The organism is Prosthecobacter fluviatilis, assembly GCF_055388355.1.
Genome location: NZ_AP043782.1, coordinates 3,390,218 through 3,414,065, shown reverse-complemented (window position 1 = coordinate 3,414,065; position 23,848 = coordinate 3,390,218). Strand labels below are relative to the sequence as shown.

The 23,848-nt window shown below is 61.0% G+C and carries 21 protein-coding genes; 11 read left to right on the top strand and 10 right to left on the bottom strand.

Features of this window, described 5'->3' with window-relative positions:
• Positions 1-31: 31 nt before the first annotated feature.
• A complete protein-coding gene (locus ACZ5WW_RS13120) occupies positions 32-733 on the top strand; it encodes a hypothetical protein (RefSeq protein ID WP_377168270.1) in 702 nt (233 codons plus the stop codon).
• A gap of 6 nt (positions 734-739) precedes the next feature.
• Here the strand turns inward: ACZ5WW_RS13120 and murC are convergent, their stop codons facing one another.
• On the bottom strand, positions 740-3,046 hold the full coding sequence (murC, locus tag ACZ5WW_RS13115) for a UDP-N-acetylmuramate--L-alanine ligase (protein ID WP_377168268.1): 2,307 nt from the start codon (positions 3,044-3,046) through the stop codon (positions 740-742).
• Between the two features lie 144 nt (positions 3,047-3,190).
• Here murC and ACZ5WW_RS13110 point away from each other — a divergent pair, with 144 nt between their 5' ends.
• Complete coding sequence (locus ACZ5WW_RS13110) at positions 3,191-3,925, top strand: CorA family divalent cation transporter (RefSeq protein ID WP_377168266.1); 735 nt, start codon at positions 3,191-3,193, stop codon at positions 3,923-3,925.
• A 29-nt stretch (positions 3,926-3,954) separates the two neighbouring features.
• Here the strand turns inward: ACZ5WW_RS13110 and ACZ5WW_RS13105 are convergent, their stop codons facing one another.
• Genes ACZ5WW_RS13105 through ACZ5WW_RS13095 form a run of 3 tightly spaced genes read right to left on the bottom strand, consistent with a single transcriptional unit; the run spans position 3,955 to position 7,187 of the window.
• Positions 3,955-4,335, bottom strand: coding sequence for a hypothetical protein (locus tag ACZ5WW_RS13105; protein ID WP_377168264.1), 381 nt, complete (start codon positions 4,333-4,335; stop codon positions 3,955-3,957).
• Between the two features lie 7 nt (positions 4,336-4,342).
• Complete coding sequence (locus ACZ5WW_RS13100; protein ID WP_377168262.1) at positions 4,343-5,764, bottom strand: pectate lyase; 1,422 nt, start codon at positions 5,762-5,764, stop codon at positions 4,343-4,345.
• Between the two features lie 22 nt (positions 5,765-5,786).
• A complete protein-coding gene (locus tag ACZ5WW_RS13095) occupies positions 5,787-7,187 on the bottom strand; it encodes a DUF2851 family protein (protein WP_377168260.1) in 1,401 nt (466 codons plus the stop codon).
• A 115-nt stretch (positions 7,188-7,302) separates the two neighbouring features.
• Between ACZ5WW_RS13095 and ACZ5WW_RS13090 the strand changes: the two genes are divergently transcribed.
• The 3 genes from ACZ5WW_RS13090 (at position 7,303) to ACZ5WW_RS13080 (ending at position 10,592) form a co-directional block, all read left to right on the top strand.
• A complete protein-coding gene (locus tag ACZ5WW_RS13090) occupies positions 7,303-8,631 on the top strand; it encodes a sensor histidine kinase (RefSeq protein WP_377168258.1) in 1,329 nt (442 codons plus the stop codon).
• A 40-nt stretch (positions 8,632-8,671) separates the two neighbouring features.
• A complete protein-coding gene (locus tag ACZ5WW_RS13085; protein ID WP_377168256.1) occupies positions 8,672-10,099 on the top strand; it encodes a sigma-54-dependent transcriptional regulator in 1,428 nt (475 codons plus the stop codon).
• Between the two features lie 259 nt (positions 10,100-10,358).
• Complete coding sequence (locus tag ACZ5WW_RS13080; protein WP_377168254.1) at positions 10,359-10,592, top strand: hypothetical protein; 234 nt, start codon at positions 10,359-10,361, stop codon at positions 10,590-10,592.
• A 315-nt stretch (positions 10,593-10,907) separates the two neighbouring features.
• Here the strand turns inward: ACZ5WW_RS13080 and ACZ5WW_RS13075 are convergent, their stop codons facing one another.
• The 3 genes from ACZ5WW_RS13075 to ACZ5WW_RS13065 all read right to left on the bottom strand — a co-directional run bounded on the left by ACZ5WW_RS13075 (position 10,908) and on the right by ACZ5WW_RS13065 (position 13,413).
• A complete protein-coding gene (locus ACZ5WW_RS13075) occupies positions 10,908-11,930 on the bottom strand; it encodes a glycoside hydrolase family 62 protein (protein ID WP_377168252.1) in 1,023 nt (340 codons plus the stop codon).
• A 78-nt stretch (positions 11,931-12,008) separates the two neighbouring features.
• Positions 12,009-12,692: a hypothetical protein gene (locus ACZ5WW_RS13070; RefSeq protein ID WP_377168250.1), complete on the bottom strand. Its 684-nt coding sequence runs from the start codon at positions 12,690-12,692 to the stop codon at positions 12,009-12,011.
• A 58-nt stretch (positions 12,693-12,750) separates the two neighbouring features.
• Positions 12,751-13,413: an HAD family hydrolase gene (locus tag ACZ5WW_RS13065; RefSeq protein WP_377168248.1), complete on the bottom strand. Its 663-nt coding sequence runs from the start codon at positions 13,411-13,413 to the stop codon at positions 12,751-12,753.
• A gap of 123 nt (positions 13,414-13,536) precedes the next feature.
• On the opposite strand from ACZ5WW_RS13065, the gene ACZ5WW_RS13060 reads away from it, so the two are divergent.
• Positions 13,537-14,082 carry a DUF1990 family protein gene (locus ACZ5WW_RS13060; protein WP_377168246.1) on the top strand — a complete coding sequence of 182 codons (546 nt, stop codon included), beginning with the start codon at positions 13,537-13,539 and terminating at the stop codon, positions 14,080-14,082.
• Positions 14,079-15,005, top strand: a complete 927-nt coding sequence (locus ACZ5WW_RS13055; protein ID WP_377168244.1) for a YndJ family transporter — start codon at positions 14,079-14,081, stop codon at positions 15,003-15,005. Before ACZ5WW_RS13060 ends, ACZ5WW_RS13055 begins: the two co-directional genes overlap by 4 nt.
• On the opposite strand, the gene ACZ5WW_RS13050 is transcribed toward ACZ5WW_RS13055, so the two are convergent.
• Positions 14,965-16,992 carry an FAD-dependent oxidoreductase gene (locus tag ACZ5WW_RS13050; RefSeq protein WP_377168242.1) on the bottom strand — a complete coding sequence of 676 codons (2,028 nt, stop codon included), beginning with the start codon at positions 16,990-16,992 and terminating at the stop codon, positions 14,965-14,967. The two genes, ACZ5WW_RS13055 and ACZ5WW_RS13050, sit on opposite strands and share 41 nt — an antisense overlap.
• Before the next feature lie 52 nt (positions 16,993-17,044).
• On the bottom strand, positions 17,045-18,055 hold the full coding sequence (locus tag ACZ5WW_RS13045; RefSeq protein ID WP_377168240.1) for a potassium channel family protein: 1,011 nt from the start codon (positions 18,053-18,055) through the stop codon (positions 17,045-17,047).
• Positions 18,056-18,185: 130 nt separating this feature from the next.
• On the opposite strand from ACZ5WW_RS13045, the gene ACZ5WW_RS13040 reads away from it, so the two are divergent.
• Both ACZ5WW_RS13040 and ACZ5WW_RS13035 read left to right on the top strand, forming a co-directional pair.
• Positions 18,186-19,097: a ThuA domain-containing protein gene (locus ACZ5WW_RS13040; RefSeq protein ID WP_377168238.1), complete on the top strand. Its 912-nt coding sequence runs from the start codon at positions 18,186-18,188 to the stop codon at positions 19,095-19,097.
• Positions 19,098-19,114: 17 nt separating this feature from the next.
• Positions 19,115-20,329: a sialidase family protein gene (locus ACZ5WW_RS13035; RefSeq protein ID WP_377168236.1), complete on the top strand. Its 1,215-nt coding sequence runs from the start codon at positions 19,115-19,117 to the stop codon at positions 20,327-20,329.
• 5 nt (positions 20,330-20,334) lie between these two features.
• Here the strand turns inward: ACZ5WW_RS13035 and ACZ5WW_RS13030 are convergent, their stop codons facing one another.
• Positions 20,335-20,784 (bottom strand): CBS domain-containing protein, encoded by a 450-nt coding sequence (locus ACZ5WW_RS13030; RefSeq protein WP_377168234.1) that lies wholly within the window; start codon positions 20,782-20,784, stop codon positions 20,335-20,337.
• A 145-nt stretch (positions 20,785-20,929) separates the two neighbouring features.
• Here ACZ5WW_RS13030 and ACZ5WW_RS13025 point away from each other — a divergent pair, with 145 nt between their 5' ends.
• Both ACZ5WW_RS13025 and ACZ5WW_RS13020 read left to right on the top strand, forming a co-directional pair.
• Complete coding sequence (locus ACZ5WW_RS13025; RefSeq protein ID WP_377168232.1) at positions 20,930-22,273, top strand: Gfo/Idh/MocA family protein; 1,344 nt, start codon at positions 20,930-20,932, stop codon at positions 22,271-22,273.
• An 8-nt stretch (positions 22,274-22,281) separates the two neighbouring features.
• Positions 22,282-23,847: a hypothetical protein gene (locus ACZ5WW_RS13020; RefSeq protein ID WP_377168230.1), complete on the top strand. Its 1,566-nt coding sequence runs from the start codon at positions 22,282-22,284 to the stop codon at positions 23,845-23,847.
• Position 23,848: the final 1 nt, after the last annotated feature.

Genomic DNA, 23,848 nt, shown 5'->3' with positions numbered 1-23,848 from the left:
CGCAATACCGGTTCACGCCTCTCGTCCCTGCATGCCTCCAACCGCCAGCCTGTTGATGGAAACAAAAGACGTCACTCAGGACGCCGAAGCGGTCTTTACGCGCGTATTTCGCACAGATTTTACTCAGCTAGGTTTTGCTGTTATGGTGCTACCAGCCGAGACGAGTTCACGTGAACTGAGGCGTCACATGACGGCCTTGAAAGAGCTCCTTTCCCAAATGCATACAGCGAAGTGGGGTGAGGGACTTGAGTATCTTTCGTTGGGACGGTTTGATCAGCAAAACACTACGCGGCTCCATCTGGATGGCGCGCCGGAGAGATCGTTTTTGATGCTTGGCTACGAGCCCACGCAAGTGCGCAGTGAGTTTCACATCGCGGATTTCACCCGCTGTGCCCATGATCTCGGGATCAGCCCCTCTGAGTTTTTGCGGCTGCACAACCCGATGTACAGCCCTGGTGCTGAACTGCTACGTCAGTATCTCGTCTCCATATCGGACTGGCGGGAGGACAGGCCCCGAATTGTTGTCATCAACAACAGCATGGCGGCACAAGGCACATTCGGGGCTACTCATGGCGTGCTGCATGGGGCAACAATTCTATCTCCTGACGCTCAGGCATCCAGAGTCATCAATTCGACCATGATAGCGCCTGCACGCTTTGCCACCTGCGATCCGACGATGCACGTGCAGCAGTTTCTCGCCACGGATGAGATTTCCGGGCAGATACTCAGCTAGAGAGGATCACAGCGGAAGCGGCTGGTCTTCGCCAATGACCTTGACTTCCATCTCCAGAGTCACGCCGCGCTCCTGGAGGGCGGTTTCCTTGATCTGGGAGACGAGGTCGAGGACTTCGCGGGCGGTGGCGCCGCCTTGATTGACGATGAAGTTGGCGTGGACGTCGCTGACGGTGGCCTTGCCGACACTGCGGCCTTTGAGGGCGAGGTCGTCGATCAGTTTGCCTGCGCCGCAGATTTCGGGGTTTTTGAAAGTGCAGCCGGCGCTGGCGCCGACAGGCTGGGAGGTGCGGCGTTTTTGATGGGAGGCGGCGAGCTTGGTGTCGATCTCCGCCTGCGGGGCAGGGGTGCCTTTGAACACGGCGGAGACGACGTAGCGCTCTTCGAATTCGGGAACGCTTCGGTAGTGGTGAGTGATCTCGGCGAGCGGCTTTTCTTTGATGCTGCCGTCCGTGTCGATGAAGCGGACGCTGACGATCTGGTCGAAGGTCTCGGAGCCCATCGCACCGGCGTTCATGCGAATGGCCCCGCCGAGATTGCCAGGGATGCCTTCCATCCACTCAAAGCCGCCGATACCGGCATTGCGGGCGGCGCTGGCGATTTTCTTGAGCCGTGCGCCAGCTCCGGCGGTGATCAGATCTCCGTTCACGGTCACGTTTTCAAAGTCGCCTTTCGTGTGAATCACTGCGCCGCGGATGCCGCCGTCTTTGACAAGGAGATTGGAGCCGCGGCCGATGACACGGATGGGGATCGAGGCCGAGCGCAGGTAGCGCACGACTTCCGCGAAGGCGGCTTCATTGCGGGGTTCGATCCAATACTGCGCGGGGCCGCCGATGAGCCAGGTGGTGTGGCGGTTCATCGGCTCGTAGAGGCGTGCGACACCGCCGCCGTTGGCATCGAGGATGGCGCAGAGTTTTTCGAGCACGGGCAGATCGCGGGCGATGCAGCGGCCGACTTCGTGGACGTTGCCAGCGCCGAGGGTGATGAGCAGATCGCCGGGGCGGAGGGCGTTGCCCACTTTGTCGCGTGCGATGGGCATCGTGGGCGTGCTGCCGGTCTTGGTGTGGTCGTTTTGGAGCTTTACCTCTTCGAGGATGGTCTCGCCGCTGACACCGGGAAGGGGCTTTTCACTGGCTGGATAGACGTCGGTGACGAAGAGTTCGTCCACATCGTTAAAGCTGGCGCCGAACTCCTTTTTCAGGAGCTGCGTGCGACTGTAGCGATGGGGCTGGAAGAGGCAGACGATGCGCTTGGCGTTCAGGCCTTTCGCGGTGGCCAGAGTGGCGGCGATCTCGCTGGGGTGATGGCCGTAGTCATCCACGACGGTGAAGCGCTCTCCACTGTGGCGGATTTCGAAGCGGCGCTTGGCACCCCGGAAGGTGCGCAGCGCGTGCTGGATGGCCTCAAACGTGACGCCGCAACGGGTGGCGAGGGCGATGGCCGCGAGCGCGTTGCTGACGTTGTGCTTGCCGGGAATGCCGAGCGTGGCCGTGCCGAGAAGCTGGTCTTTTTGGTACACCTCAAACTCGGAATGATCCGGCTTCATCGAGAGGATGTTGGCCGAGAAATCGTGAGAGCGGCTCCAGCCGTAGCTCACGCCTTGGGGCCCGGCACAGACTTCGCTGGCTACGGGATCTTCGGCGCAGTACACCCAGTGGGTGCGTGTCTGGCTGAGGACCTGGCGGAACACGGTCTTGATGGCCTCGATGCCGTCATAGAAATCGAGATGCTCGGGTTCGATGTTCAGCACGATGGCGTGCTCCGGATGGAAATTGACCAGCGTGCCGTCGCTTTCATCGCCCTCAGCCACAAAAAGCTCGCCTTCGGTGTCCCAGTGCGCGTTGGAACCGAGGATGGGGATTTCCGCGCCGACGTAGTGGCTGGGCCTGAGACCGCCCTGGCGCAGCACGTGCGCGGTGAGGGCGGAGGTGGTGGTCTTGCCATGGGTGCCGCAGACGACGACGCCTTTCTTGTTCGCCATCACGGCGGCCAAAGCCTCCGCGCGGCGGACAAGCGGGATGCCCTGCTTGTAGGCGGCTTCATAGGCCACGTTGCCGGGCTTGATGGCGCTGGAGTAGATGACCATGTCACAGTCCTCGACTTCCTTTTCCGTGTGGCCGTGGAAGAACTGAAGGCCGAGTTTTTGCAGGCGCTCCGTTTCCAGGGTGGTGGCCTTGTCCGAGCCACTGACCTTGTGACCGAGGCCCAGCAGCAGCAGGGCCAGCCCGCTCATGCCTGAGCCCGCAACGCCGATGAGGTCGATGCGCATGGGGTGACGGCTTTCTTTGAGGAGGCTGAGGACGGCGTGGGACATGATGTGTGGGTGAGGAAGCTAGGCCGTGATTGGCGCTCGGGCAAGAAGGGGACTTCTTAGGGAGCCTGAAAACTTGGCGATTATTTGTCATCGCCTCCACGGGCGGGGTCTGCTCTCATAGCCGCGGGATTTAAAATCCCATGCATGAAACCAGACATTCAGATTATTCCGAAACTGTGGACAACGATTCCGGAGGCGATTCGCAACCGGGTGGGGCGTGAGGCGGGAACGCAGCGCGCGATCTTTGAGGAAGGGCACCTGCTCATCATCCTGCATCAGCTGCCGGGGCCGCATGATGTGGAACGGCGTCCGGCTTTGTTCTGGAGGCAGCCGGACGGGGTGTGGAAGTCGGCTCCGGACAACGGCGGAAGCCTGGCGCTGCAGAACCAGCTGGCGGCCTACGCCGCCCGTCTGGAGGAACTGGACAAGGCGGAGCACGCGGCGCAAACCGCCGCCGAGTATCACGAGGTGCTGGAGGCCATCGCCCCGGTGCTGCGCAGCTCGCGCGGCATGCACCGCGCGCTGCAGCAGGCGCGAGAGTTTGTGAAAGCGGACCGCGATGTGATCAATCTGCGGGATCAGGCCGCAGGTGTGGAGCGCACCGCCGAGCTGCTGCTGCAGGATGCGCAGTTTGGCCTGAACTTCACGGTGGCCAAGCAGGCCGAGGCGCAGGCGCAAAGCGCGCAGATCATGGCAAACACCTCGCACCGCCTGAATGTGATGGCGGCGCTGTTTCTGCCGCTCACGGCCCTGACAGGACTCTTCAGCATGTATGTGAGGGCGGACGTGGCCGACACGCCGACGAACTTCTGGCTGATCGCAGGAGCTGGTGTGCTCATTGGCGTGATGATGAGCTCGCTGGTGGTGGCCCGGCGTTGAAACACGACCCGGCAGACGGTGGCAGGATCTTACGGTGACAAGGTGCTGACCTGGCTCTCCGTCAGGTAGTAACCTTTGTCGTCTTTGCGCACGACGCATCGAATCGAGTAAGACGGGCAGTCCAGGCTGGATTCGTGCATGGGTTGCAGAACGATCTCCGTAGTCAGGAGGTGCTGAATGAGAGCGGGCTTGCAAATCACGGTCGCTTGCACCGCGGTTGCCTTCCCCTTCTGCTCAAGGTCAGGGCCGGAGATCATCTGACCGCCATTCGAATAAACCACGTTCACGGACAACCGGATGCCTTCTGCCGCCTTCTGTTCGATGAAGGGGGTGAGGATTTCAGTGACAATGAAAAGACGCAACGCCTTGTCCGGCATGAATCCGGGTGGGGAGTCGATAGGATGCTCCACGGAATATCTACTCACCGCTCTTTTTCCGTGCCTCGATGTAGTTTGTCATGGCGTTCATGTTTTTGACGAATTCGCCGGAGTCGATTTCATCGTTTTTGAGCCAGCGGCCTTCGCTGTCGAGGGATTCGGCGGCTTTGCGGGCCTTGGAGGCTGCAGCTTTGGCGCGGCTCAGCCACTCCTTGGGCGTCTGTGGGCCTGCGAAGTTTTTCTGCAGTTCTTCGCGGCTTTTGGCGAGCTTCTTTTTAAAGTCGTCGATGTTGTCCTGCACCATGTCAGTGAAGGAGTAGTGAGTGGGGATGTTGCTGCTGTCGTAGGTCAGCACGTAGGTGTCCTTGACGAAGAAGAGGGGTTTGTTGGTCTGCAGCTCGTAGAATCGGGCATGGGTGCCGTCGGGCAATTTGGAGCGCTCGAACCAGGCGAGGGCGGGCTGGATGGGCTTGAGGTATTTGTCATCTCCCGTGAGCACCCAGAGCTGATGCAGGACCTCCATGGCACCGAGGCTTTCGTAGCCGGTGACTGAAGGGGGCTCGAACTTGCGAGCCCACACGGGGTGCATGTCGCGGTCATACTGCTGCGCCCAGACTGGCTGGGGCTCGGGCATTTGGGCCAGGATGAAGAAGTCGCCGAGCTTTTTGAGGGCCGTGAGGTAGCGCTCGTCTTTTTCGAGCTCATAGGCTCGGAAGAGGACTTTGGCGATCTGTTGGAGGTTGTCGTCGTTGAGCGTGTAAAAGCCGGTATATTTGACTGCGGGGAAGGTGCGGCTCCAGGTCTCGGGGTAGCTGGCCTTCAGCACGGGCGCGGTGGGGTCGGCGGGACCGGTGAACTGCTGGGGCCAGGCACCGATGGGGGCCTGGGCGGCGAGGAGGGAGTCGAAGGCAAACTTGGTGCAGCGCTTTAGCTCGACGTCGTCTTTGCAGGCTGGCTCGTGGACCATTTCGAGGAGAAAGAGAAGGGCTGACTCAGTCTTGTTGTCGTCGAGCGTGGAGGAGTTCCTGCGTTTGCCGGGCTCTTTGTCGCCTGCGTCGAGGTCGCTGCGGAGGTGGTATTTTTTGATCTTTTCGGGATCGAAATCGAAGTCGCTGTCCCAGCCGCCGGTGGCGAGCTGGCATTTGAGCAGGGACTTGGCCGCGTCTTTGGCGGCGGTGAGGAAGACTGCGTCTCCGGTGGCCTGGTAGGCCTTCAGCATGACGAGCCCCATGGTGGTGGTGCCGTGCGGCTGGATGGAGGTTACGGTGGGCGATTTCGCGTGCTCCACTTCGCCGATCTTTCCTTCCTTGTCATAAGAGGAGGCGTAGCCGCCTTCACGAGCGAGGTGAGTGTGGGCGTAGGTGACGGCTTTCTTCATGGCCGCCGTGATGACGGCGGGATCAGGCAAGTCTGCGGCAAGAGCGAACGAGGACGAGAGAGCGAGAAGGAAGAGCGGACGCATGGTGGGAGCGCAAACGTCAGCTTCAGCTCCACTCCTTCAATCTTTCCGGGAAGGGGCAGTCAGCACAGGCAGAGTCGTCTTCGAGGCAGAAGTCCTCGTAGATCTGCAGGAGGCCCTGCTGATGGTGGAGCTTTTTGGTGAAGTCACGTCCGCGCGGGGCGTCGCCAAAGAGGCGGAGCACGGCGCGGCGGACTTTCTGATTGTCCAGCAGCGCAGGGAGTTCGAGGTATTCGGCCCAGAGGCGAGTGCGCTCCGGCACGAGAAGGGGATAGGCGACGTTGGCGAGCATCTCCTGGACACGTGTTTCGCCGATCAAGGCGAGAGGTTTCTCCGAAGCCTCTGCGAGCAGGGTGTAATGAGTGTCCCAGAACTCATGTGAAAGGGAAAGGAGGGACTCGCGCCATGCAGCCTGGCTCCAGCGCGTGGCGTCTGCGAGCGGGGTGATGATGGCGGACCATGAGCGGAGCAGCGCAGCGAGCGCGCCGAGGCGGCGCTGAGGATGATTGCCAGGACGGATGGCGCTGAGCTGCCAGCGCAGGAGCTGGTGGCCGTCCAGCCAGCGGCCCATGCCGCTGCGCAGCTTCCACCATTCGCTCCACAGCTGGCGGAGGTAGGAGCGGGTGGCAGGTTCGGTGTCCTCGCTGCGAACGCCTTCGAGAAAACCTGAGACACCAAAGAGCCAGGCTTCGCGCTTGGCGGCGTCGAGGCGGGTGATTTTTTTCAGTGGCAGCCGTTGGGCCAGGATGGCAAAAGGCTGCTGATTCCGGCGGTAGCCCAGTGTCTGAGCGAGCGCCTGGTAAACCGCCTGCTCACGTCCATGGGCGGCAACGCTGCGGTGCAGGCGCCTGGATTTGAGATCCAGGCGGTGCTGCGCGGCGGATTCGATGATGGACTGCACGCTGGAGGCCTCCATTTCACGCAGGGGAAGGGCGCAGCGGCCCATCCTTGCAGAGGCGAGGCGCGTCCTTGGGGTGATGCCTTCTGGCAGCATCGCGGCCTGAAGCAACACCTGGGGGACGTCATGGTGCTCGCTGGTGCGGGTGAAAAAGCGCTCTTCCGGCGCATTCAGGAAGAGGTGCAGCACCACGTGGTTGAAGTGTTTGTTCGCACCATGGGTGTGACGTTCCCAGTCACGGGCATCGGAGTCCAGCTCGATGTCCCCCCGGACGGTCTGCCCGTCGATGACGATGGCGCAGCCGCTGAAGTCAGGGCCGGCCCCGGAATTCCACTCACCGAAGTCGGCAATGCGCACGGTCCTGCCATCGGTGGTGGTGAATTCGCTGCCAAAAGAGCCGGAGAACCAGAGGCTCTGCAGCTGCAGCTCCGTCATGGGTTCGGCAAAACCTGGCAGGTGCTCGGCCACACCGGAAAACACGGCGTCGCGAAAACGTGCATAGCGGTCGGCGAGCGGAAGCGGCGTCATGTCTTGTTGTGCCAGCACCAAGGATGGTGTCGAGCCAAAATGCCACCGGATTTATGAATTCAAGAAGGTGCAGGATCCGAGTGAATCCAGCACGGACCTGTGCGTAAGGTGAAGCATGAAGATTTCCGCATGGAAACAAGCCGCCGTGGCACTGGCGCTGTGCCTGCTGGCGGGACTGACCTGTCTTGTGCTTCTGACCGTGACGCGGCTGAGGGAAGTGGAGCAACTGCGGGGGCTGGCGCATGAGGAGCAGGAGATCGGCCTGCGTTTCCACCGCGATGGAGCGGCGCTGATCCTGGACCTGCACAGCGCGGCGCTGCGGCTGGGCGACGGTGAGGTGAATGTGGGGAAGCAGGACCAGTACACGGTGCTGTTTGCGCGCAACGAGGCTTTTTTCCGCCAGCCGCCGGTGTCGCTGACAGGCAAGGCAGCGACTTCGCTGGAGGAGGTGCAGAAGGACCTGCGCATCTACGGGGAGCAGGTGCAGTCATGGCTGGCGCTGCCAGACAAGGAGCGGCTGGCGGGCGTCATGCATGCAGATGAACCGTTCAGGGAACTGCTGCGGGACCTCCAGGCGCTGCGGGATGCCTGCGGATTTCACCTGCTGGACCGCGTGAGCGAAATGCGGGACTCCATGAGGGAGCTGCAATGGCTGGTGGTGACGGCTGCGGTGGTCATGGCACCGCTGTTCGGAGTGCTGCTGTGGATGATCTATCGCGGCTGGTTTCGCCCGCTGCAGGAGCAGGCGGCGCTGGTGGAACATGCCAAGACGGCCCGTGATGAAATGGCTTCTCTGAGCAGCCTGGCGGCCGGGCTGGCGCATGAGATCCGCAATCCTGTGGGAGCGCTGAAAAACCGGGCCTATGCGCTGGGGCTGCTGGTGGATGCAGAGCTGCAGCCGAAGGTGGCGGCGCAGGTGGCGAGCATGAACCGGGAGCTGGACCGGGTGGAGCATATCGTGGGGGATTTTTTGATTTACGCGCGTCCGTCTGAGCCGCGCATCATCCCCTGCGCGCTGGCGGAGCTGGTGGACATGTTTCACCATGACCACCAGGCGGAAATGCAGCAGCGGGGAGTGCGTTTTGAGCTGGGCGTGGTGGAGGACGCCAGCTTTCACGCGGATCCTGAACTGCTGCGCCAGGCACTGCTGAACCTGGTGCGCAATGCGGCGGAGGCCTGCAGCGGGCGGACGGACGGCTGTGTGCAGATCGAGGCGCTGGCGCTGGAGCGCCGCATCGTGCTGGCGGTGACGGACAACGGGCCCGGTGTGCCGGAGGATCTGCAGGAGAGGCTGTTCAAGCCCTTTGCCACGCTCAAGCGCGGTGGCACCGGGCTGGGGCTGACGATCAGCCGCAGCATCGCGCGCAGGCATGGCGGCGATCTGCTGCTGGCCTCCACCTCTGCGGAGGGAACGCGCTTTGAGCTGAGGCTGCCACGCCTTTGAGGGGCTTGCATGATGGCAGCAGCGGCAGCACCATGGAGGCATGCCTGAACAGGGAGCACGGCTGCTGCTGATCGATGATGACGATGATTTCGCGTCGTCCCTGCTCACCGTGCTGGAGACAAGCGGCCACCAGGTACGGCGTGCCAGTGATGGCACCACCGGGGTGCAGATGGCGATGACGGAGGCGTTTGATCTGGTGATCTGCGACATCCGCATGCCGGGCATCGGCGGGATGGAAGTGCTGCAGCGGCTGCACGCGGCGAAGCCACGGCTGCCGGTGATTTTGATGACGGCCTTCAGCACCACCGAGCGAGCGATCGAGTCGATGAAGGCGGGGGCGTTTGACTACCTTCTCAAGCCCTTTGACCCGCCCGAGATGCTGCGCGTGGTGGAGAGGGCGCTGCATGTGTCATCTGCGGCCGCGCGACCGGTGCCGCTGCGCGAGGGCGAGGCTGGCAAGGCGGCGCTGATCGGTCGAAGCCGGGCGATGCAGGAGGTCTTTAAACAACTGGGCAGCTACGCAGCCACGCCGGTGCCTGTGCTCATATTGGGGGAGACCGGCACTGGCAAGGAGCTGGTGGCGCGAGCGCTGCACCTGCACAGCCGCCGGGCCGAGCAGCCCTTTGTGGCGGTGAACTGTGCGGCGATCCCGGAGAACCTGATCGAGAGCGAGCTTTTCGGGCATGAGAAAGGCGCGTTTACGCATGCGGTAGCGCGTCGTGCCGGGAGCTTTGAGCAGGCTCAGGGCGGCACTTTGTTTCTGGATGAAATCGGTGACATTCCTCCCGCCGTGCAGGCCAAGCTGCTGAGGGTGCTGCAGGAAAGACGGGTCAGAAGGGTGGGGGGAAGCCAGGAGCTGGAGCTGGATATGAGAATCATCACTGCCACGCATCGGGACCTGAGCGCGATGATCAAGAAAGGGGAATTTCGTGAGGACCTGCTGTACCGGCTGAACGGTGCGGTGCTGCGGCTGCCGCCGCTGCGGGAGCGCGCCGAGGACATCACGCCGCTGGCCCGGCACTTTCTGGCCAAGGTGGCCGGTCAGCTCGGCATCGCTGAGCCGGCCATCGAGCGCGAGGCGCTGGAGGTGCTGAAGCAGCATCGCTGGCCGGGCAATGTGCGTGAGCTGGAGAACGTGACCCGCACCCTTTTGATCGAAGCCCGGGGATTTTCCATCTCGGCGGAGATGGTGCGCACGCTGCTGGGGACTCCTCAAAATGAGATGACTGCGACCACTGTGGACGGGCTGGTGGAGTCCTGCCTGAATGCCGCCCGGGCGGGGGCTATGCCTGGAGGTGCGCTGAACGCCGCCACAGAGGCCTTGGAGCAGAAGCTCTATGCCGCTGCCCTGAAAATGGCGGCGGGCAATCAGAGCCAGGTGGCTGAGTGGCTGGGGGTCTCGCGAGTGACGGTGCGGGAGAAACTGGACCGCTATGATCTGCTGCCCAAACGGACGCTGAAAAAATGAGAGTGGCTGCCCGTTGCAAAAAAAGTTTACACACGGTGATCTGAAATTTTGCAAATAATGAGCTCTTCCCGGTGGGTAGAGGTTGCTTAATTTTTTGTTAGCCTATTCATTACGAGTGGGTTGAGATGTGTTCCGTGTGGCTGGCATGGTACTGGCAACAAAGGATGGCACTCCCGGAAACACGCCTGCGCGGCAACCAAACGCCAAGGGCTGCATCCCGGACCTATTCCAACCAACCCAACCAACCATCCTATCAGCCATGAAAACCAAGCTCATGCTCGTTGTCGTGCTCGCTTCCGCTGCTGTCGCCCAAGCCACGCCGCCCATCACTCCGGCCAAGGCCAAAGCGCCGCTGCATCTCAGCCAGGTGAAGGGCGTCTTCCACAGGATCGCTCAGAAACCCAGCGCTGCCCCGGTGGCGGCCAACGGCCAGAAAGTGGCCGCTGCAAGTCCGTTCCTGAACCATCCTGAAACTGCTCCTGGCCCGCACTAAGAGATGAAGCGACTGCCTGCCGGTCCATCGCTGGTGTGAGAAGGCTGCTCCCTGGCAGTCCGTCGCAGTCAAAGGCCGCCGCCGTGAGGTGGCGGCCTTTTCGGATGCACAAAGCCGCTGCGCATCAGCCAGGTGAAGAGCATTTTCCACAAGTTTGAACCTGTGCCTCAGCCGATAAGTTAAAAGGTGCCCCTGAACACGACCCTCAATCACCCGGCATCGGCTGCCGGCCCAAAACAGCGAGGGCGGATGGACGGTCCTCCTTGGGCAGGATCAGCTAAAGAATAGGGAGCGCTGCAAAAGCGACGGTTTTCTTTAACGTTTCACCTGGAGATCCAGAATCCCGATCCGCCACGGAATGCTGCCGTATTTCTTTGCCTGGTAGCCTTCGGCATCGACACCCTGGAAGACGAAGCGGAGATGCGCGGGATCGACTTCGAGTGTTTCGTCATTGCTGCTGCGGATGAGTTCGCCGTGGCTGATGCTGGTGGTCCAGGGCACTTTTTGCGTGACGTTGGCGCTGGAGGCGAAAGGGTGGTCACGGGTGGCCGCCAGCGGCTGCCACGGGCCTTCGAGTTTGTCTGCAAGCCAGGCTTTGTAGTAGCGTTGTCCGGGAGCCATGGCCTCGATGAGGGTGAGGTATTGGTTGCGGCCTTTGAGCTTGTAGGTGTGGGAGGCTTCAAAGAGTTCGTCCTTCGTGTCTTCAAGCTGGAGCTCGGGTTTGGACCAGCCGAGAGGGAAGTTTGACCGGGAGGTTTCGCGCCGCCAGAAATGGCCGTCGTCGCTGGTATAGAATAGGTGGGCTTTGGTTGTGTCGCAGATGACCCAGAAGTCGATCCACCTGATCTTGTCGCCGCCTTCGGGCAGCGTTTCGATCATGGGCTGCGGTTTGGTCCAGGACTTGGGGTCGGCGATGGTGGACGTGGTGGAAAAGTAGGGAGCCATTTTCGGTCCACGGCGTTCATCGACGAGCTGGTAGATGAGATACCACTTTTGATGCGGGGTGTAGAAGAACACCTGCGGAGCGCAGTGGTACTGATCATGAAAGTCGAGTGTGTGGCGTGCGGCCTTGTCAGCGTCCTTCCAATCGGTGAAACTGAGATATTGCATGTCCACCTTGCCAGAGGCTCGCCGATGCGTGGCAAACAGGTGCCATTTTCCCTCATGGAACACCATGGAAGGGTCTTTGAGCGCCACATCGGGGTCGGTTGCGTCTGTGGCAGGACCGACGAGCGGGGGCGAACTCTGCCACTGGAATTCGCCCGTGCCTAGCCAGGCTGGATCAGCCGCGTGAAGCGTGCTGAGGAGACACAGGGAGAGCAGAGTGTGCAGCTTCATGGCTCGATTTTTCCGGGCCATTCAGGGGCTCCGCATTGCAAAAGTTGAAGCATGGCCAGCGCTGCAGAGGGTGGCTCCTTATCGGGTATTTGAAGGCGAGAGGACGTAGATGTTGCTGTCGACGGTGAGCTGACAGCCGCTCAGCTGGGCAGCATAGTTCAGGGCTTCGGACAGAGGGATATTGCGGAGGTCGAGACTGATTTTGACAGACGCACCACCTGTCTTGATCAGGATGTTGACGCCCTTTTTCGAGGGGTCGAGATCGCGCGATTTGATGCGAAAGAACTCGGCGGCCTCTTCGAGCGTGGCACCGCTGAACTGCACCGTGGGGAAGATGATCTTGTCCGCATTGCCCAGAACGGGAGGTGCTGAGTAGGCTTCTTTGAAGTCCGCAGCAACGACAACAGCATAAGGCTCCACGCGGTGCTTGAGGCCTGCGAGCTCCGCACAGTACTTCAAGGCGATCCCGAGCGATACATCCCGCAGGTCGATGGTGATGGGTGCTGTGCTGGTTTCTTTGATAACAACCGTGATGCCTTTTTCTGCCGAAGGGGTGCTGCTGGTGTCAAGGTCGCGGCTCTTGACGCGAAGGTATTCGAGGGCCTCCTCAATGGTGGCCTTTTGGAATTGGACGACCGGGAAAATGATCTCGTCCAGCTTTTGCTGAATCTTGGCGGAACGCTCAGCAGGTGGCTGGGCACGTGCTGAAGTGCCAAGTGCAAGCGATGTGACAGCGATGAAGAGGAGGCGGCGTGTGATCATGCTCGTGGTGGAGTTCAAAATCACGATAAGGGGTTCTCCTGCATGCTGGAAGAAAATTCTATGATGCGAGCTGCCGTAGAGAGACATCGGCCAATGAATTCACCCGCTTCCACGCACCAGTGAAGTCGAGGTGGCGTGTCATCGGCCCCGGGGCGACGATGCAACGGATGCCGGCGGCCATGGCGGCGCGGAGACCATTGAGGGAGTCCTCAAAAATGACGGCTTCTTCGGGGGTGACGCCAAGATTTCCAGCGGCGTGGAGGAAGAGGCTGGGGTCGGGCTTCACCTTGCCGGTGTCATCGACGGTGGAGATGTGGTGGAAATGATCATGCAGGCCGAGCTGGTCCATCCAGGAGTCGATCCAAACGCGCGGGCTGCTGCTGGCGATGGCGATGCGCAGGCCGAGTGAGGCGGCCTCTTGCAGGCGGTCCGCTACTCCTGGGAGCAACTGGAGATGCTTCCGCAGTTCGTTTTCACGGGTTTTGCGTTCGAGTTCGATGGCCGCCCAGTCGAAGTCGCGGCCGGTGAGCTGTTCGAGATCACGCTTGGGATCGTAGACGCCGGTGAGGAAATCGGTGCCGACGGCCTGCGCATAGCGCTCCACAGGCAGTTCATGGCCATGCTGGTCGAAAATTTCTCTCCAGGTGTGGTAACCAGTGCTTTCAGTGTCAACGATGAGGCCGTCGAAGTCGAAGATGACGGCGCGAAGGGGTGGGGGCATGCGGATGGATGGCCGAAAGTAGCGAAAGATGCAAAAGATTCGAAAGCTGTGAAAACTGGCAGGCCCACTTTTTGTGCTTTTTCGTTTCATCTGACTTCAAAGGCATGGAAGCGTGATGGTACGATGCTCAGCCTGAAACGCCCCGCTCCCGAACGACTGCATGGATTGCTGGAGTCTTGGAGAAATGCACCGCTGAGCTATGCGCCGCCGTTTGCAGGCGGATTCATCGCCGATGAGCATGAGGTGAGACTTGGGAGCGGAGAAGAGATTTATAGGGCAGCCTGCGAGGCTCTGGATGCGTGGGTCATGTTTCCCACATGGGCGGAGGTCAGCCGGTTGGAAGCCAAAGGCCAGGAGGTCGGGCAGATTGTGGCGATGGTGACACGCATCGGTGGTCTGTGGTGGGTCAATCCGTGCCGGATTTTGCGGCGCTGCGATTCAGCGCACACGCATGGCTTTGTCTATGGCACGCTGCCAGAGCATGCGGAGTGCGGCGAGGAGCAGTTTGTCATTGAGCATCGGGCTGATGGCAGCGTGTGGTATGCGATTCGCGCGTTTTCGCATCCGCGTCATTGGATGGCGTGGCTCGGTTTTCCCCTGGCGCGGTGGTGGCAGTGCCGGTTTGTGCGGGATTCGCAGGCGAGGATGAAGGAGGCGGTGCAACCATGAATCCGCAGGCTCTGAAGGCCTGGATCAGGCCGATGCTCTGGCTCGCCATATCCATTCAACTGAATCTGAAGTTGGAAGCAGCATCACTGGTGGTTATTTTTTTGCTGTTTTCAATGCTAGTGTTGATCCCACTGGCCAGGCCCACCACGGGCCGGAAGCAAGCCCTGGAAGAGTTTTGGGCTGTTGTGTTAGCGGCAGAGAGTTTTTGTTTTGAAGCTTCAGGCGGGACTGCGCTGATGGTGGCGGGATGGCTGATCATCACTTGGCGCCGGGCATCGACCTCGCTCCTGGCATGGCAACGAGCAGGACAGCGGGATGCCGGTTCGTTGTGTCTTGTCGCGGCGGATGTAGGTCCTGCCGTCGGGGCTGCGTGGCTGATGGCGCATCGTGCGAACTGGACGCCGTGGGGCTTCGATCCACTCATCGTGCTGCTCACAGCGGCGCACTTTCATCATGCGGGGTTCACGCTGCCATGGATGGCGGGGCTGAATGCGCAAGCGAAACCGGGGCGGTGGACGAGCTTTTCTTGCTCAGCGGTTCTCTTGGGCGTGCCCATTGTGGCAGTGGGTATCACCTGCACTCATTTCGGCATTTTTCGATTTGTAGAATCGCTGGGCGTCCTGATTTTGGTGCTTGGAGCGCTTGGCGTAGCGTTGTCTCATATAAGGCGAGGTTTTGAGAAGCAGTGTTCTATATGGACGAACTTTGGCTTCATCCTTTCAGGGGTCTCACTGTCTGCCTCGATGCTTCTGGCCCTGGGCTTTGGATTGCGTTATTTGATCCCACAATACGCTCTTACCCTGCCGCAGATGTGGTCGATTCATGGGATGCTCAACGCGTTTGGCTTCGGAATGTGTGGGCTTCAGGCGTGGCGGAGTTCCCTCACGCGTTCTGAGCGCCCTTCAGCAGATCAAACAGCGTGATCATGCCGAGGAGTTTTTTCTCTTCATCGACGACGACCGCCTTGCTGACGCCGCTGCGCATCAGGGTGCCGACGAGCACAGGCACGGGGGTGTCTGCGGTGATGCAGAAGGGCTTGGTCAAAGGCAGTGCTTGCAGCTTGTCCACGCAGGTGAGGCCGTGGTTCTTGAGCCATTCATAGGCCACGGAACGGCGCAGCAGGCCGATGACGCAGCCGTTTGTAGTGACGGGGTAGGTGCTGTGCGGATGGGCCTGAAACTCCGCCACGGCATCCTGCACAGTCGCGTTGGCATCGAGGAAGGCGATGTTTCGTGTCATGACATCTGAAGCGCAGGCTTTGCGGGTGGCTTCGGGGATCATGTCCACCGTGTTCTGAATTTCCTCGGGCAGGTGGTACTGCTGCGCGGTGCCACGGAAGAGGGTGTCCAGCGAGCCGATGCTTTGGGCGAGGATCTTGAAGGTGTCGCCGTCGATGGCGACGAGTTCGCTGGACTCGGTGGCCGTGGCATCGAAACGCCAGATGCCGTCGCCGAGCAGGGCGCGTTCGCCGAAGTGCTCGCCCGGACCTGCGGCTTTGACGATCTGGCCCTGGGCGTCGGTGATGTTGACGTTGCCTTTTTTGACAGCGTACAGGGACTGGGCAGGCTCACCGGCATGGAAGAGGGAATCTCCGGGCTCGAGATGCATCTCGCCGAGGGGCGAGGAGAAGCTGGGGGTGAGCAGATTGATGTCGCGCGGGAAGAACATCTCAAAGGTCCACTCCGCCATGACGCGCAGCTTGCGGTCAAAGCCGGGGAGTTTCATGAGGTAGATGCTGCGCCACATGAACCAGGCGATGATGCCGGAGAAGCGCATGCCAAACACCTGCGCGACCGCCTTGCGGTGGCCGATGGTGGCCAGCTCTCCGAGGCCGGTGAAGCGAAACGGTTTCAAGGCGCGACCCGCAAAACTGGCGGCGATGTTTCGCGCCACCAGCGCCCCCTGGCGCATGGCAAACTGAGCGGTCTCGGGACAGTTGCCACCATCGGCTTTGGGGAATGCGGCGCAGTCTCCCGCCGACCACACGTTGGTCAGGCCTCTGACCTGGCCGCTGGCCTCGACGACGACCTTGCCCTTTTCAACAGGGAGGGAGCCGCTGGCACCGAGCGCTTTGATTTGAGGATGAGGTGCATTGCCCACTGTGCAGACCACGAGTGTGGCGGAAAGAGAGACGCCATCTCCCAGCTGCACGGTGCGTGCCGTGACGGCGCGCACGCGGCTTTTGAAGATGATTTTAACGCCCATCTCGGTGAGACATTTGCCGGTGTAGGTGCCGAGGCTGTCGCTCAGCATGCCCAGCAGGCGCTCGCCGCTGTGGATGAGTGTGACGCTGGGCTCGCCGGGATCGATGTTTTCGTAGAAGCGGCGTGCGCCCTGGATCAGATCCTGGATCTGTCCGGCGGTTTCCACTCCGGAGTAACCGCCGCCTACGATGACGAAGGAGAGGAGCTCTTTGCGCAGCCTGGGATTGGTGATCAAGTTTGCCTCCTCCAAGCGGCTGAGGATGGCGGCGCGCAGCTTCATGGCATCGCCCACGGTGCGCATGAGGTAGGCATGTTCGGCCATGCCGGGAATACGGCTGAGGTCCACTCCGGCCCCGGGTGCGAGCATGAGGTGCTCAAAGCCCACCGTGACCTGCGGGGTGAACATGCCGCCATTGAGCGTGATGACGCGGTGCTCCAAGTCGATGTGGGTGACCTCTCCTTTCAGCACCTCCGCACCACGGCAGATCATGCGGATGGGATTGACCACATGCTGAGGTGAGAGTGAGCCGCCGGCGACTTCGGGCAGCATGGGCTGGAAGACCATGTGGTTCTCGCTGGCAATGATGCCCACGGTCATGTCCGCCACGTCTTCGGTCAACCGCAGCAGCTCGCGCGCGCAGTAGACTCCGGCAAACCCTCCACCGATGATGGCGACTTTGAAAATACGGTCGGGCTGCTTGGGCATAGGACCACCGCCAAGCGCAGGGGGCGAGCCAGCTTGAACGGAAAATAGGCGCTTAGCGCCGCAGCACGCGTTTCATCACCACCAAAGCGTCTCCGGGCATGAGCATCGCGGAGGGGCTGGGGTTCAAGTCTGTAGCGCCCTCCTTGCGCAGGATGGCCACGGGAAGCATGCGGCCGGCGGTGCCGGTTTCGACTTCGGAGATGCGCTTGTGAACCCAGGGGGAGTCGGCGCGGATCTCGATCTCCTCCATGTCCAGGCCCAGCTCTGTGAGGTGGTGGTCAAAGTCGATGCCGGCTTTGGTCTTGCCGCCGATGAGGTCGCGTGCGTTCGGGTGCAGGATCAGGTGGGCGATGCGGTCTGCACCGATGTGGGCAGGCAGGACGACACGGTTTGCGCCCGCCTGCAGCAGCTTGCGCTCGGTGGAGGGCACCTCGCCACGGGCGATGATCTGGATGGCGGGGTTCATATTGCGCGCACTGAGGGTGATGAAGACATTGGCGGCGTCGTTGGGCAGCACGGTGGCCAGCACGCGTGCGCGGCTGATGCCGGCGTGTTTCAGCACGGCTTCGTCAGTGGCTTCGCCCTGGAGAGTGAGAAAGCCTGCATCGCGGACTTCGGCCACGCGATCGGTGGCCTGGTCAACGATGACGAAGGGGATGCCGCCTGCCTGCAGCTGCGAGGCGATCATGCGCCCGATGCGGCCGTAGCCGCAGATGATGGCGTGGTTGCTGAGTTTTTCGATTTCGTTTTCCATGCGTTTGCCTCCCAAAGCCCGTTGGATTTGCGCCTCCGTCAGCCACTGAACGAGCGTGCCGGTGACGAAGATGATGCCCGTGCAGCCGAAGAGAATCAGGATGGTCGTCCAGGCCCTCAGCCAAGGGTCGGTGATGGGCACCACCTCGCCATAGCCGACGCTGAAGGCGGTGATGACGACCATGTAAAAAGAGTCGCTCCAAGACCATCCTGCCGCTCGATAGCCGATGGTGAAAACCGCCATGACCAGGCCGACGAAAGCAGAGGCGTACAGAACATTGGTCTGCGGGCGGCTTTTGGAAATGGGCATTTGGCTGGCTAAAGGAATCATTTAGCTAAAGGCGTGCCAGGATGGAAAACTCGTGGGGTAAAGATCGCGACTCCTGAATGAAATGCCGCGTGCATCAGAGGCGTTTGCTTTCCACGTTCCAACCCCACCTATGAAGTACCTGTTCTCTGCTGTCTTAGCCTTCTCATTCCTCAGCCCCGCGTTTGCAGCGGACAAAAAATCCATCGTCATGATTGCTGGGAAGCCTTCGCATGGTCCGGGGCAGCATGAGCACAATGCGGGCATCCAGCTTCTGAAGAAGTGCCTGGAGCAGGGGGTGGCAGACCAGGTGGACGTCAAATTTCATCTGAATGGCGAGTGGCCGTCCCAGGAGGAGCTGTCTGCGGCGGACACAGTCGTGATCTACTCAGACGGCGGTGGCGGACATCCGGCCTTGCAGGGAGACCGCCTGGCGCAGCTCGACAAGGAGATGAAGCGCGGCTGTGGCTTTCTGACGCTGCACTATGCGGTGGAGCCCACGATTGAAAAGGGTGGCAAGGAGTTCATCGACTGGATGGGCGGCTGCTTTGAGATCAACTGGAGCGTGAACCCGCACTGGGACGCCAACTTCAAGGAACTGCCAGTGCATCCCATCAGTGAGGGCGTGAAGCCTTTTGGCACGAATGACGAGTGGTACTTCCACATGCGCTTCCGCCCGAACATGCAGGGAGTGACACCTATCCTCAGTGACGTGGCTCCTGACTCCACCATGAGCCGCCCGGATGGTGCCCATAGCGGCAATCCGGCCGTGCGTGAGTCCGTGAAGAACAAGGAGAAGCAGCATGTGGCCTGGGCCTGCGAGCGTGCAGATGGCGGCCGTGGCTTTGGCTTCACCGGCGGCCATTACCACAAAGGCTGGGCCAATAACGACCAGCGCAAGCTGGTGCTGAACGCGATCCTCTGGACGGCAAAGGCGAAGATCCCTGCGGACGGGGTGCCCTCTACCGTGACGGAAGACGACATGAAGGCCAACCTGGACCTCAAGCCCGGGCAGGGCCTGCCTGAGAAAACGAAGGCGAAGTAAACAGACGCTATGCCAGCATGAACCGTCGTCAATTTCTCCAACAAAGCACGGCGGGCATGCTGGCTGTGAATCTGGCCTCCGGGCAGTCAGCGGCATCGCTGATTGCATCGCTGGAAAAGGTCACGCTCAAGCGCGGCCGCGATGGCAGCGGGCCTTCCTGGTTTCATCCGCGGCCCTGCGTGGTGCCGGGCAAAGACGGCCTGGTGATCTTCATGACGATGCAGGAGATTCGCGGTTCCGATTTCTTTCTGCCAGTACATTGGATGGAGTCCCGTGATCTCGGGCGGACGTGGTCGGACCCGCAGCCGGTGCCGCCGCTGGGCCGTGTGCCGACGACGGACGGGCGTGGCGAGGAAGGCGTGTGCGATGTGGTGCCGCAGCATCATGCCAAAACGGGCACCGTGCTGGCGATGGGGCACAACGTTTTTTACCGTGGGCCGAAGTTTGACCGCAACCAGCCGGCACGCTGGCCTGTGTATGCAGTGTACAAAGACGGGCACTGGTCCGAGCGCAAACGGCTGGTCTGGGATGACCCACGTGGCGCGAATATTTACACCAACAACTGCGGCCAGCGCGAGGTGCTGGAGGATGGCAGCATCGCCTTTGTGATGTCATTCGGTGCACGGCAGAACGGGCGTTCCGCCGCCGGGGTGCGGTGCTCGTTTGACGGAGAGACGCTGGCCATTCAAAAGGTGGGCCGTGAGATCAAGCACGCCGCCGGACGTGGGCTGCTGGAGCCCTCGCTGGTGCGCTATCGTGGGAAGTTTTACGTGACGCTGCGTGCCGAGGACAACTGCGGCTATGTGGCTGCGAGCGATGACGGGCTGAACTTTGAGGAAAAGCAGCCGTGGTGCTGGGATGACGGCACGCCGCTGGAAATGAGCACCACGCAGCAGCACTGGCTGCCGCACAGCGAGGCGCTGCACCTGGTCTACACACGTAAAGACGCCAGTAATGTGAACGTGATACGCTGGCGTGCGCCGCTGTTCATGGCGCAGGTGGACCTGAAGACACTGCGGCTGATCCGCGAGACTGAGCGAGTCGTGCTGCCGCTGGAAGGCGATGGTGTGAAAGCGCCAGATGAGGTGCCTCTGATGGGAAATTTCCAGACCACCAACATCTCACCCGATGAATCGTGGGTGACTGATGGCGGCATGCTGCCAAAGCATGGCTTCAAGGGAGATCTACTGCTGGGCAGGATCCGCTGGAGCCAGCCAAATGCGCTGATGTGATGCGCTCAGGCGGAGTAGCCGCCGGAGATGTAGGCATTGAGCTGCTCGATCGTCATGCGCTGAGTGGCGATGATCCACTTCACAAGATCGCCGATGGAAACAATGCCGAGCAGTTCCTCGCCATCCAATACCGGAAGGTGGCGGATGCGATGTTCCGTGATGATCTCCATGCAACTGGAGACGGTTTGATCTGGTCCCACGGTCACCGGTTCCCGCGTCATGATCTCACTGACGGGCGTTTCCTTGGAGGATTTGCCGCGGAGCGCCACCTTGCTCATGTAGTCGCGTTCTGAAATGATGCCGACCAGCCGGGTGCCCTCCACCACTGGCAGCGCGCCGATGTTTTTCTCTGACATCATCTGAATGGCCTGATAGACGGTGGCCGTTGGCGAGATGGTCCAGATGTCCCGGCCCTTGTGCTCCAGCAGGGTTTTGGCGGCGGTGGGAATTTCCATGGCATTAAATTTTGTTGGTTCATTTTCTGAAATGAGCGTCTGCTAAGCAAGCTTCGTTTTCCCAGCACTTCCGGCCGGGGGAAAAGCTGGAATCGGCCCACCTTGGTGCTTGAGATCGACGCCACGCGTCGTTTCATGCCGTGCCATGAGCACCCAACCCACGCCTCTCTCACGTCGCCGCTTTGTCGGTGCTGCCGGTCTCGTCGCCGGAAGCATGATCACCCGCCCGCTGTTCGGCCAGAACGCCGCCAGCAACAAACTCAACGTCGCCCTCATCGGCGTGTGGGGCCGTGGTCTGGCCCACTACGACTCCATTGCGGAGGAAAACGTGGTGGCCTTGTGCGACATCAACGAAGCTCGCTTTCCCGATGCGCTGAAGCGTTTCCCGAATGCGACGACGTACATCGACTGGCGCAAGTGCCTGGATCACAAAGGCCTCGACGCGGTGGTGGTGTGCACGCCGGACCACACCCATGCCTTCATCGCCAACTGGGCGCTCAAGCGCAATCTGCACTGCTACTGCGAGAAGCCGCTGGCGATCACGGTGGATGAGGCACGCACGGTACGCGCCACCTGGGAAACGAAGAAAGGCAAGCTGGCCACGCAGGTGGGCATGCAGCGGCATGCGAATCCGAATTTCAACCGCGTCCGCGAGCTCATCCGCGACGGAGCCATCGGCGAGCTGAAGGCCGCCTATGCCTGGGGCAACCGCCAGATTCCCAAGCCGGGCTACTTCCCAGAGGAAGGTGAGCCGCCGAAGGGATTCCATTACGACCTGTGGCTTGGCCCCTCCCCTTTCCACCCGTACAACCCCGCCTACTTCTCCGGCGGGGCCGGTGCCAACTGCCTTTCCTGGAACATGTTCTGGGACTTTGGCGCTGGTCAGATCGGTGACATGGGCAGCCACACCATGGATCTGCTTTGGAACGCCGTGGACGGCGGCCTGCCCACCTCCGCTGAAGCAAAGGGTGATGCCTACAACTCCGACGTGACGCCGGTGAAATGCGAGTCCCACTTTGAGCTTCCCGCCAATGACTGGCGCGGGCCCATCACTGTGGCCTGGTATCAGGGCGGCGCGATGCCGAGCTCGCCCAAGAAGCACATCGACCTCACGCAGATCGGTCACGGCGCGATGTTCAAAGGCACGAAGGGCTTCCTCATCGCCGACTTCGATTCACGCCTCATCCTGCCCTACGGCAACGATGCGGACATGAGCTACTACAAGCCGCGCAAAAAAGAGGACATGCTGCCTGACATCGGCCACTTCCAGAAGCAGTGGTTTGACGCCTGCCGCGACCCCAGCAAGCCCACCGCCTGCAACTTTGGCTACAGCGCCGACATGATCGAAATGATGCTGCTCGGCCTGGTGGCCTACCGCACGGGCAAGAAGATCCAGTATGACGGCAAGACTGGCAAAAGCCCCGACACGCCCGAAGCGAATGCCTTCATGAAGAAGGAATACCGCCCCGGCTGGAACATCGACGGCTGATCTGAGTCATGAACAGGCTCCCACCCATCGGCATCGTCAGCCTGGTGCTGATGGGCTGGGTCTCGTCTGCTACGGCGGCCGGGTATTTTGATGAGACGAAGTTCACAACGCTCTTCGCTTTTGACAGCGTCTCCATTCCCTATTCGCAGAATCTACGGCTGGAAATGAGGCAGGCCGAGCGGCATCCGGCCAATCCAGTGCTGCAGAGAGGCAGGCCGGGAACGCCTGATGCGCAGGGGGTGCAGTTCTACGGCTCCATCATCCGGGAGAATGACACATACCGCATGTGGTATGTGGCCTATGATGATGACACTGAAAACAAGGTGGCATCCGCCCGCTGGCGAGCGGCCTATGCGGAGAGCACGGACGGCGCGCACTGGACGAAGCCGGACCTGGGGCTCGTGGAATACAAGGGGAGCAAGAACAACAACCTGCTGCAGATGGGCGGCGGCCCATGGGGTTTTGTGAACATCAAGGTGCTCAAGGATGAGGCCGATCCTGATCCGGCGAGGCGGTACAAAATGACCTCGCATGTGTACTTTCGGGGACAGAGGAGACTGGGGACTCTGCTGCCGTTTGTGAGCGTGGACGGCTATACCTGGAAGCCGGTGAAGGAGGTGAAGTCAGTGAAAGCCGAACTCAGAAAGGAGGATCTGCTGCTGCCAGCCATTCACTTTGAGCCCAGCGGCGGTCTCTATGAGTGGGACGGCATGTTTTATGCCTGCGGACAGAATGCTCTGAATGCCATGCAGCCCTATCAGGGACGCGTGACGCGCATGTATCGCTCGCCAGATTTCATCCACTGGCTGCCCACGCAGAGCATTGGTTTTGTGCGTGAGCCCCAGCACCAGGTGCTGGGACCGGGGCGCAGCCTGGAGGGCGAGCAGACGCATGAGGGCATCAGTGTGTGGAACCGACGCAATATGCTGCTGGGCGTTGTCGGGCTGTGGCACGGCGCGAAGGAGTGGCAGGACATCACGATTGATCTCGGTTTTGTGCTCAGCAACGATGGTCTGAACTTTCGAGAGCCTGCGCGTGAATGGACCTTTCTCAAACGCGGTGCGGATGGCGCCTGGGATCAGGGCGGGGTGCTCCAGGGGCAGGGGTTTGAGAACATCGGCGACGAGACCTTCATCTACTATGGCGCCTGGGATCCACGGAGCAGGGAAAAAGTGCCTGAGCGTGGCGGTGTCGGCATTGCACGCCTGCCGCGCGACCGCTTTGGAGATCTCGTGGTGGAAACGGCCGGAAAAGGGCCCGGAGACTACCAGCTTCCTGAAATCACCAGTGAGTTTGTCACCGCAGCGCTTTCGCTGAGGCGAAGACAGAATTTCTTTGTGAATGCAGAGGGTCTTGGGCCTGACGCAGGGCTGAAGGTCGAGCTTCTCAGCGCCAACGAAACGCCGCTGCCGGGCTACGCCAGCACTGTCAGACAGAGCGGATTCCAAACACCGGTGAGGTGGGAGAAGGACGGGGGTGATCTGCCCGAACGGGTCCGTGTGCGCGTGACGTTTGAAGGAAGGCGCAACACGGACATCCGTTTCAGCGCCTTGTATCTGAAGCCTGCCGAGTGAT

Coding starts and splice junctions, on each gene's coding strand:
- ACZ5WW_RS13120 (WP_377168270.1), top strand. CDS start 32: ATGCCTCCAACCGCCAGCCTGTTGATGGAAACAAAAGACGTCACTCAG.
- murC (WP_377168268.1), bottom strand. CDS start 3,046: ATGTCCCACGCCGTCCTCAGCCTCCTCAAAGAAAGCCGTCACCCCATG.
- ACZ5WW_RS13110 (WP_377168266.1), top strand. CDS start 3,191: ATGAAACCAGACATTCAGATTATTCCGAAACTGTGGACAACGATTCCG.
- ACZ5WW_RS13100 (WP_377168262.1), bottom strand. CDS start 5,764: ATGCGTCCGCTCTTCCTTCTCGCTCTCTCGTCCTCGTTCGCTCTTGCC.
- ACZ5WW_RS13095 (WP_377168260.1), bottom strand. CDS start 7,187: ATGACGCCGCTTCCGCTCGCCGACCGCTATGCACGTTTTCGCGACGCC.
- ACZ5WW_RS13090 (WP_377168258.1), top strand. CDS start 7,303: ATGAAGATTTCCGCATGGAAACAAGCCGCCGTGGCACTGGCGCTGTGC.
- ACZ5WW_RS13085 (WP_377168256.1), top strand. CDS start 8,672: ATGCCTGAACAGGGAGCACGGCTGCTGCTGATCGATGATGACGATGAT.
- ACZ5WW_RS13080 (WP_377168254.1), top strand. CDS start 10,359: ATGAAAACCAAGCTCATGCTCGTTGTCGTGCTCGCTTCCGCTGCTGTC.
- ACZ5WW_RS13075 (WP_377168252.1), bottom strand. CDS start 11,930: ATGAAGCTGCACACTCTGCTCTCCCTGTGTCTCCTCAGCACGCTTCAC.
- ACZ5WW_RS13070 (WP_377168250.1), bottom strand. CDS start 12,692: ATGATCACACGCCGCCTCCTCTTCATCGCTGTCACATCGCTTGCACTT.
- ACZ5WW_RS13065 (WP_377168248.1), bottom strand. CDS start 13,413: ATGCCCCCACCCCTTCGCGCCGTCATCTTCGACTTCGACGGCCTCATC.
- ACZ5WW_RS13060 (WP_377168246.1), top strand. CDS start 13,537: ATGCTCAGCCTGAAACGCCCCGCTCCCGAACGACTGCATGGATTGCTG.
- ACZ5WW_RS13055 (WP_377168244.1), top strand. CDS start 14,079: ATGAATCCGCAGGCTCTGAAGGCCTGGATCAGGCCGATGCTCTGGCTC.
- ACZ5WW_RS13050 (WP_377168242.1), bottom strand. CDS start 16,992: ATGCCCAAGCAGCCCGACCGTATTTTCAAAGTCGCCATCATCGGTGGA.
- ACZ5WW_RS13045 (WP_377168240.1), bottom strand. CDS start 18,055: ATGCCCATTTCCAAAAGCCGCCCGCAGACCAATGTTCTGTACGCCTCT.
- ACZ5WW_RS13040 (WP_377168238.1), top strand. CDS start 18,186: ATGAAGTACCTGTTCTCTGCTGTCTTAGCCTTCTCATTCCTCAGCCCC.
- ACZ5WW_RS13035 (WP_377168236.1), top strand. CDS start 19,115: ATGAACCGTCGTCAATTTCTCCAACAAAGCACGGCGGGCATGCTGGCT.
- ACZ5WW_RS13030 (WP_377168234.1), bottom strand. CDS start 20,784: ATGGAAATTCCCACCGCCGCCAAAACCCTGCTGGAGCACAAGGGCCGG.
- ACZ5WW_RS13025 (WP_377168232.1), top strand. CDS start 20,930: ATGAGCACCCAACCCACGCCTCTCTCACGTCGCCGCTTTGTCGGTGCT.
- ACZ5WW_RS13020 (WP_377168230.1), top strand. CDS start 22,282: ATGAACAGGCTCCCACCCATCGGCATCGTCAGCCTGGTGCTGATGGGC.